The sequence below is a fragment of the Finegoldia sp. genome (assembly GCF_046991905.1).
GTDB lineage: Bacteria > Bacillota > Clostridia > Tissierellales > Peptoniphilaceae > Finegoldia.
In genome coordinates this window covers 18,913-26,149 of record NZ_JBKWZF010000026.1, presented here as the reverse complement: position 1 = coordinate 26,149, position 7,237 = coordinate 18,913, and the positions used below count along the sequence as shown (strand labels likewise).

Annotated in this window: 7 protein-coding genes; all 7 read left to right on the top strand. The window is 41.3% G+C overall.

Annotation, left to right across the window (positions count from 1 at the left end; genetic code table 11):
- Window positions 1–336 precede the first annotated feature (336 nt).
- Window positions 337–3,381, top strand: a complete 3,045-nt coding sequence (locus ACLUJM_RS09500) for an SrtB-anchored collagen-binding adhesin (protein WP_412412729.1) — start codon at window positions 337–339, stop codon at window positions 3,379–3,381.
- A gap of 12 nt (window positions 3,382–3,393) precedes the next feature.
- Window positions 3,394–3,624: a hypothetical protein gene (locus ACLUJM_RS09495; protein ID WP_412412728.1), complete on the top strand. Its 231-nt coding sequence runs from the start codon at window positions 3,394–3,396 to the stop codon at window positions 3,622–3,624.
- Window positions 3,615–3,941: a YdcP family protein gene (locus ACLUJM_RS09490; protein WP_191386607.1), complete on the top strand. Its 327-nt coding sequence runs from the start codon at window positions 3,615–3,617 to the stop codon at window positions 3,939–3,941. The genes ACLUJM_RS09495 and ACLUJM_RS09490 overlap by 10 nt, the downstream gene beginning before the upstream one ends.
- 15 nt (window positions 3,942–3,956) lie before the next feature.
- A complete protein-coding gene (locus ACLUJM_RS09485) occupies window positions 3,957–4,340 on the top strand; it encodes a YdcP family protein (protein WP_412412727.1) in 384 nt (127 codons plus the stop codon).
- 101 nt (window positions 4,341–4,441) lie between these two features.
- Entirely contained in the window at window positions 4,442–5,206 is a 765-nt protein-coding gene (locus ACLUJM_RS09480; protein ID WP_010723735.1) for an MBL fold metallo-hydrolase, read from the top strand.
- Window positions 5,207–5,304: 98 nt separating this feature from the next.
- Complete coding sequence (locus ACLUJM_RS09475; RefSeq protein WP_010723734.1) at window positions 5,305–6,696, top strand: FtsK/SpoIIIE domain-containing protein; 1,392 nt, start codon at window positions 5,305–5,307, stop codon at window positions 6,694–6,696.
- A gap of 94 nt (window positions 6,697–6,790) precedes the next feature.
- Window positions 6,791–7,180 (top strand): hypothetical protein, encoded by a 390-nt coding sequence (locus tag ACLUJM_RS09470; protein ID WP_059086946.1) that lies wholly within the window; start codon window positions 6,791–6,793, stop codon window positions 7,178–7,180.
- The last annotated feature ends 57 nt before the right edge of the window (window positions 7,181–7,237 follow it).

Below are 7,237 nucleotides of genomic sequence, written 5' to 3'. Positions count from 1 at the left end.
ATCGGCAGCCAAATGACCTGGATTTAAACTCCATCGATATATTTTTTTTGGTAAAAACACAATAAAAATCTGATTATCCGCTAAAACACAGTATCTATCAGCATTTTCAAGGAAACAAACACATCAATTTACTACTTATTTACTACTAACGAATGAGCCTTGATACGCTAGTTTTCTTAGATATGCAAAGATATGGTACAGCACATCAGTATTGAAACAAGAAAAATTTAATATTTCATAGACTATGGAACGCCTAACATGACGTTCCTTTTCTATTTCCAGCCGTTCTTATTGGACGGCTATTTTATTACTCAAAACGAAAGGAGCATTAGACTTATGAAAAAGATATTAAAGCGATTGTGTACGGGCTTCTTAGCTCTTGCAACTGTCGTTACTGCTTTACCGAGTACACCCGTTCATGCAGAAAGTAAGCAATACTGGACGGAAAGTGCAGAGCGTGTCGGTATCATTGAAAAAGTAATGAATGACGGTTCTATCGGTTCTACATTCAATGAGGGCATGATGAAAGTTGAGGGCGAAACTGCTTATTGTATTGACATTAACACAGATTTTAAGAATGGTTACAAGACCAGAACTGACGCAAGCACCCGTATGAGTGCCGACCAGATTTCAGATGTGGCGTTATCCTTAGAATATGTCAAACAGTATGGCGAAGCTCACAAGGAATTGAATTATAAACAAGTTTATCTGTTGGAACAATGTGTCGTCTGGCAGAGATTGAGCGTACATCTTGGCTGGCAATGTGATAACGTGCGAGCTTCTTATGATGAAATTCCAAAGGCTACGCAGGACGAGGTTTTCGCTGGGGCAAAAGCCTTTGTCAAAGAGAATAAAGGACGCTATAAATGTGGCGGTTATATCTACTCTGGCGAGGGGCAGGAATTGGGGCAATTCTGGGCGAAATTTAATGTCGGAAATGCAAAACTGCAAAAGGTTTCCAGTAATACCAGCATTACAGACGGTAACGGGAATTACTCAATCGCTGGTGCAACATACGGTGTCTTTTCTGATAAGGACTGCACAAAACAGCTTGCCACCCTTACGACTGATGAAAATGGAAATACAGATGTTATAGAGGTAACGGCTGGCACAGTCTATATCAAGGAATTATCCGCACCAGCAGGATATAAAGTGGATAAAACTGTCTATCCATTGACAATCAAAGCTGGCGAAACAGCAACCTTAAAAGTATCAGATACGCCAAAAGTAACGGACACTTTGATTGAGCTTTTCAAGATTGATATGGAAACACAGAAAGACAATCCGCAGGGGAACGCTTCTCTAGCAGGTGCGGAATTTACATGGAAGTATTATGCTGGCTTCTATAACAAAGACAAGCTCCCTGCCGAAGCTACTCGTACATGGGTTACAAAGACAATCGCTGAAACAGACAGCGACGGTACAACCCACTACATCACAAAATTAGCGGACGCTTACAAGGTATCTGGCGACAGCTTCTATATGCAGGACGGCAAAGCGGTTCTTCCTTTAGGAACACTATCTGTTGAGGAAACAAAAGCTCCAAACGGCTACTTGCTGGACGGTGCATATATGCAGGCTGGCGATAAGTCTGAACAGATAAAAGGCTTATACCTTACACAAATTACAGAGGACGGCGATCTTGCTGTATTGACGGGAAGTAACCAGTTTTCCGTATCAGACAAGGTTATCCGTGGCGGTGTGAAAATTCAGAAAAGAGATTTAGAAACGAGCGATACCAAACCACAAGGAAGTGCCACTTTGAAAGGTACTGCTTTTGACATTATTTCCTTAAATGATAATACGGTATTGGTTGAGGGCAAGCTATACAAGAAAAATGAAGTGGTAAAGACAATCCATACCGATATTGAGGGTATCGCTTCTACTTCTGCTGACCTCTTACCTTATGGAAATTTCCGTATCGTTGAAAGTGAAGCTCCAAACGGATATTTGACTGACGGTGCAAAACCGATTGATTTTACAATCACAGAAAATGGAAAAATCGTGGACTTAACCGACGAAGCCCATTCTATCTACAATCAGATTAAGCGTGGAGATATTGAGGGCGTGAAAATCGGTGCAGGCACACATAAGCGTCTTGCTGATGTTCCCTTTAGGATCACAAGCAAGACGACGGGCGAAAGTCATGTTGTGGTAACTGATGATAACGGGCAATTCTCCACTTCTGCTGACTGGGCTTCCCATAAGCACAATACCAACGCAGGCAAGACCAGCGAGGACGGTGTGTGGTTTGGAACTTCTGAACCAGACGACAGCAAAGGGGCGTTGCCTTATGATACTTACATCATTGAAGAATTACGCTCTGATAGTAACAAAGGCTTTGAACTTATCCCACCTTTTGAAATCGTGGTATCAAGAAATAACCTTGTGATTGATTTAGGAACGCTAACTGATGAATACGAAAAAGAAATCTCTATCCATACCACAGCGACCAGCAAGGACGGCGAAAAGACTATCCTTGCAGGAAAAGAGGTTACGATTGTTGATACCGTCAAATTAGACGGACTTACAAAAGGCACAAAATATCAGCTCAAAGGCTGGCAGATGTTAAAAGAAGAAAACGCAGAACTTCTTATTGACGGGAAACGTGTAGAAAACGATTATACCTTTGTCGCTGATGATGAAGAAATGAAAGTGGAAATTTCCTATACATTCAATGCGTCTGCTTTAGGTGGCAAAAATCTTGTTACCTTTGAAGAATTGTATGATTTGAGCAATCCAGACGAACCCGTAAAAGTTGCGGAACACAAAGACATTGAGGACGACGGGCAGACGGTACTTATCACAGAGCGTATCATCAAGATACATACGACTGCTACCGATAAGGACGGCAACAAAGAGCTTGAAGCTGGAAAAGACGTTACAATCATTGATACCGTAACCTTAGAGGGCTTAGAAGTCGGTACACAGTACAAACTTGTGGGCTGGCAGATGTTGAAAGAAGAAAATGCAGAACTTCTTATCAATGGAAAGCGTGTGGAAAGTGATTATACGTTTACTGCTGACAGCGAAACTATGAAAGTGGAAGTTGCCTTTACCTTTGACGCTACTTCTCTTGACGGCAAACAGCTTGTAACTTTTGAGGAATTATACGATTTAAGCAATCCAGACGAGCCGAAGAAAGTTACCGAGCATAAGGATATTGAGGATAAGGGACAGACAATTACCTTTAAGGGAAAACCAGAAGAACCAGAGAAACCCGAAACACCACCGACACCAGAAAAGCCTAACAGACCTAGCGACAGTCCCAAAACGGGCGACAGTACAAATGTAATGGCATTTGTCGTGATGTTGCTTGTGTCTGCTGGTGGATTAGCGGGAACATATCTTTACAAACGCCGTAAAATGAAGAAATCATAAGGCGGTAACGGTATGAGGAAAGAAAAATCACGCTCTCCGCCGAAGCTGTCAAACGGCAGACTTTTGCTTATTCTGGCTTGTCTGCTTACGACCTGCAAGAACACGGATAGTCAAGGGTGCGAAGCATTGATTTTACCCTTTACTATCTGTGGGATTGCTGGTACTTCCCAAACTGCCAGAATAAGAAATCACAATCAATTTATCAAAAATAGAAAGAAACGAGGTAAAACAATATGGAAATGAAATATGTCGTGCCAGATATGGCACAGTCTTTTGGAACTCTTGAATTTGCAGGCGAAAGCGAGCCTATCTTTGAAAGGGATAAAAACAACCGCAAGGTCATAGCCAGACGAAGCTATAACCTTTATTCTGACGTACAGAAAGGCGAAAATGTTGTGGTGGAAATTCCCGTGCAGGCTGGCGAAAAGAAGTTCAAGTATGAACAGAAAGTAAAACTTGTCAATCCGAAGTTATACGGCAGAGGTTACGCAATCGGGGATATGGGACATACCGATTATGTGTTGCTTGCTGATGATATTGTAGCAGTTGAAGAAAAGTAAAGGAGTGAAGCATTTATGAGATTATCAAACGGGTTTGTTATTGACAGAGAGAAAACATTTGGAGAATTAAAATTTACAGCGGTGCGTGATGTGTTCTTGCAGAATGAGGACGGGACACCGAGTACCCAGCTTAAAAAGCGTATCTATGATTTGAAATGCAGTCTGCATGGTGGAATTATCCCCGTGTCTGTACCGCCAGAAGTACCGTTAAGGGAATTTCCGTACAATGCAGTCGTGGAGCTTGTCAATCCAGTAGCCGATACGGTATCACGAAAGACCTATACGGGTGCAGATGTGGACTGGTATGTAAAGGCAGAGGATATTGTGTTGAAGAATAAAGGCAACCAGAACGCAGGCAATCCACAAAACCATGCACCGCAGGGACAACCGAAAAAATAGACTTGCTGAATAGATTTTCGTTGTAGAGGATATACGGAACTGTTATAATATGGGTATGAAGAAAGCGACAAATTAAAATTTTTAGGGAGTGAGAATAGTATATGGACAGTTGGTTTACCGTCGAACAAATAGACCAAGATACATTCGTCATCAGCGAATACAGACACTGGGAAGAAACACATTGTTATCTATTGTGTGGGACAAAAAGAGCCATTCTGATTGATACAGGTTTAGGTGTTTCCAACATCAGAGAGGTTATTGATGGATTGACGAAACTGCCCGTTACAGTAATCACTACTCATGTTCATTGGGATCATATCGGTGGACATAAATATTTTCGGTCTATTGCAGTTCATGAAGCAGAAAAAGAATGGCTATCGGTCAAATTCCCTATACCTTTGCAAGTGGTAAAAAACAATATTATGTGCAATCCATGTGATTTCCCCTCGGATTTTAATGTAGAGAAATATCAGATTTTTCAAGGGGTTCCGCAAATGATTTTACATGATGAAGATTGTATTGACTTAGGGAACAGAAAGTTGGTAGTTATTCACACGCCCGGTCATTCTCCTGGACATTGTTGTTTCTATGAAGCGGATAGAAAATATCTGTATTCCGGCGATTTGATATATAGCGGTTGCCTTGATGCTTTTTATCCATCAACAAACCCACAAGAATTTTGGAAGTCTGTTAGAAAAATTCAATCTTTAAAGATAAGTCGAATTTTGCCAGGACATCATCATTTATCTATTCCAGTTACTATAATTGACAAGATAGAGACAGCTTTTCACAACTTGTCAAATGAAGGGAAATTAAAACAAGGGAATGGTATTTTCAGCTATGAGGGGTTTCAAATCCATATCTGAAATGCAATCTTAGTTTTACAATTTTATATCCCTACACACAAAGCAGTTAGTCTTAGGATTGACTGCTTTTTTCATCCCCAGAAAGGAGTGATTGATTTATGCGTATGATTTGGAACAAAGGACACCGTATCAGAGCCAGCGACAAGCACCTTGTCTACCACTTTTCCATAGGAATGCTTCTGTTTATATTCGTGACGGTTCTCCTGTTACTGAATATGAAACAGCTCATGTGTACCGATTGGGAGCATTTCAGCTTGTTAGAGAACGGCTTGACGCTTTCCCCTTACAACTTCATAACCATAGGGATAGCGACTGGTGTTTGTGCATTGGTCGCTTTTGGGTATTACCGCTTCTGTTACGACGGTTTCAAGAAGCTACTGCACCGTCAAAAGCTGGCAAGAATGATACTGGAAAATAAGTGGTATGAAGCCGATACCGTACAAGACAGCGGTTTTTTTACTGACCTGCAAAGCAGATCAAGGGAAAAAATCGTCTGGTTTCCAAAGATTTATTATCAAATGGAAAAGGGACTGCTTCATATCCGCTGTGAAATCACGCTGGGAAAATATCAAGACCAGCTTTTACGGTTAGAGGATAAATTGGAAAGTGGCTTGTATTGTGAGCTGACCGACAAGACCCTGCATGACGGCTATATCGAATATACCCTGCTTTATGATATGATAGCAAACCGCATTACCATTGATGAAGTACGGGCAGAAAACGGCTGTTTAAAGCTGATGAAAAATCTTGTCTGGGAATATGACGCACTCCCTCACGCTCTGATTGCTGGTGGAACTGGTGGCGGTAAAACCTATTTTCTGCTGACGCTCATTGAAGCCTTACTGCATACCAACGCTGTCCTTTACATCTTAGACCCGAAGAATAGCGACCTTGCGGACTTAGGAACGGTCATGCCAAACGTCTACCATACCAAAGAAGAAATGATAGATTGCGTCAATGCCTTTTATGAGGGCATGGTACAGCGAAGCGAGGAAATGAAACGACACCCGAACTATAAGACGGGTGAAAACTACGCCTATCTGGGACTGCCACCCTGCTTTCTTATCTTTGATGAATATGTGGCGTTTTTTGAAATGCTGGGGACAAAAGAAAGCGTGAGCTTACTTAGCCAGTTAAAGAAAATCGTTATGTTAGGGCGACAAGCAGGTTATTTCCTTATTGTTGCCTGCCAGCGTCCAGACGCAAAGTATTTCTCGGACGGTATCAGAGATAACTTCAATTTCCGTGTGGGATTGGGGCGTATCAGCGAATTAGGTTACGGTATGCTGTTCGGTTCAGATGTGAAAAAGCAGTTTTTCCAGAAACGTATCAAGGGGCGTGGCTACTGTGATGTGGGGACAAGTGTTATAAGTGAGTTTTACACGCCTTTAGTCCCAAAAGGACATGATTTTTTACAAACTATCGGCAGGCTTGCACAAGAAAGACAAGCTATGCCAGAACAACAAGGAAAGGAAGATGTGATTGAATAAGGACACATTAAATATTTATCACACACCCACAGAGAAAAATTACCTCTGTTTGTGCTTGAATACAGATATTTTTACAGCGGATTGCAGGAAATATATGTTAGATTGTTTCTTAAATTATTCTGTCAATCCAAATTTACGATTTCATTCAAGGATAGATAAAATCATTGATGATGTTATTCGTGAAAAAATCAACATTCCTCATAAGTTTAGAATGAGGTTGGAAAGCAGACATTGCATTGAAAGCAGGATAATTTATTTTCGATTTCGAGTTTTAGATAAGTCTTGTCTGCAATGTAATGTATTTCTTAGAGGACTGTCTGATGAAATGAAAGAAGCACTTTCAGATGAAAGAATAGATTTTGCGGTTCTCTATGAGGGCATACAAGGTTCACAGCAGGACACAGACACGGACGACAAGGACGGGTTTTGCGGTTCTCAACCGCAAGTTCCGTTCTTGGCGGACGGGACTTGTCCCGTCCGCTGATTAAACCCCTCGGTATCTAACAGAGGGGTACGTTTGCAAATAGACAATAGACAAAAA

Excerpts from the sequence above, each read along its gene's own strand:
- ACLUJM_RS09500 (WP_412412729.1), top strand. The coding sequence starts at position 337 with ATGAAAAAGATATTAAAGCGATTGTGTACGGGCTTCTTAGCTCTTGCA.
- ACLUJM_RS09495 (WP_412412728.1), top strand. The coding sequence starts at position 3,394 with ATGAGGAAAGAAAAATCACGCTCTCCGCCGAAGCTGTCAAACGGCAGA.
- ACLUJM_RS09490 (WP_191386607.1), top strand. The coding sequence starts at position 3,615 with ATGGAAATGAAATATGTCGTGCCAGATATGGCACAGTCTTTTGGAACT.
- ACLUJM_RS09485 (WP_412412727.1), top strand. The coding sequence starts at position 3,957 with ATGAGATTATCAAACGGGTTTGTTATTGACAGAGAGAAAACATTTGGA.
- ACLUJM_RS09480 (WP_010723735.1), top strand. The coding sequence starts at position 4,442 with ATGGACAGTTGGTTTACCGTCGAACAAATAGACCAAGATACATTCGTC.
- ACLUJM_RS09475 (WP_010723734.1), top strand. The coding sequence starts at position 5,305 with ATGCGTATGATTTGGAACAAAGGACACCGTATCAGAGCCAGCGACAAG.
- ACLUJM_RS09470 (WP_059086946.1), top strand. The coding sequence starts at position 6,791 with ATGTTAGATTGTTTCTTAAATTATTCTGTCAATCCAAATTTACGATTT.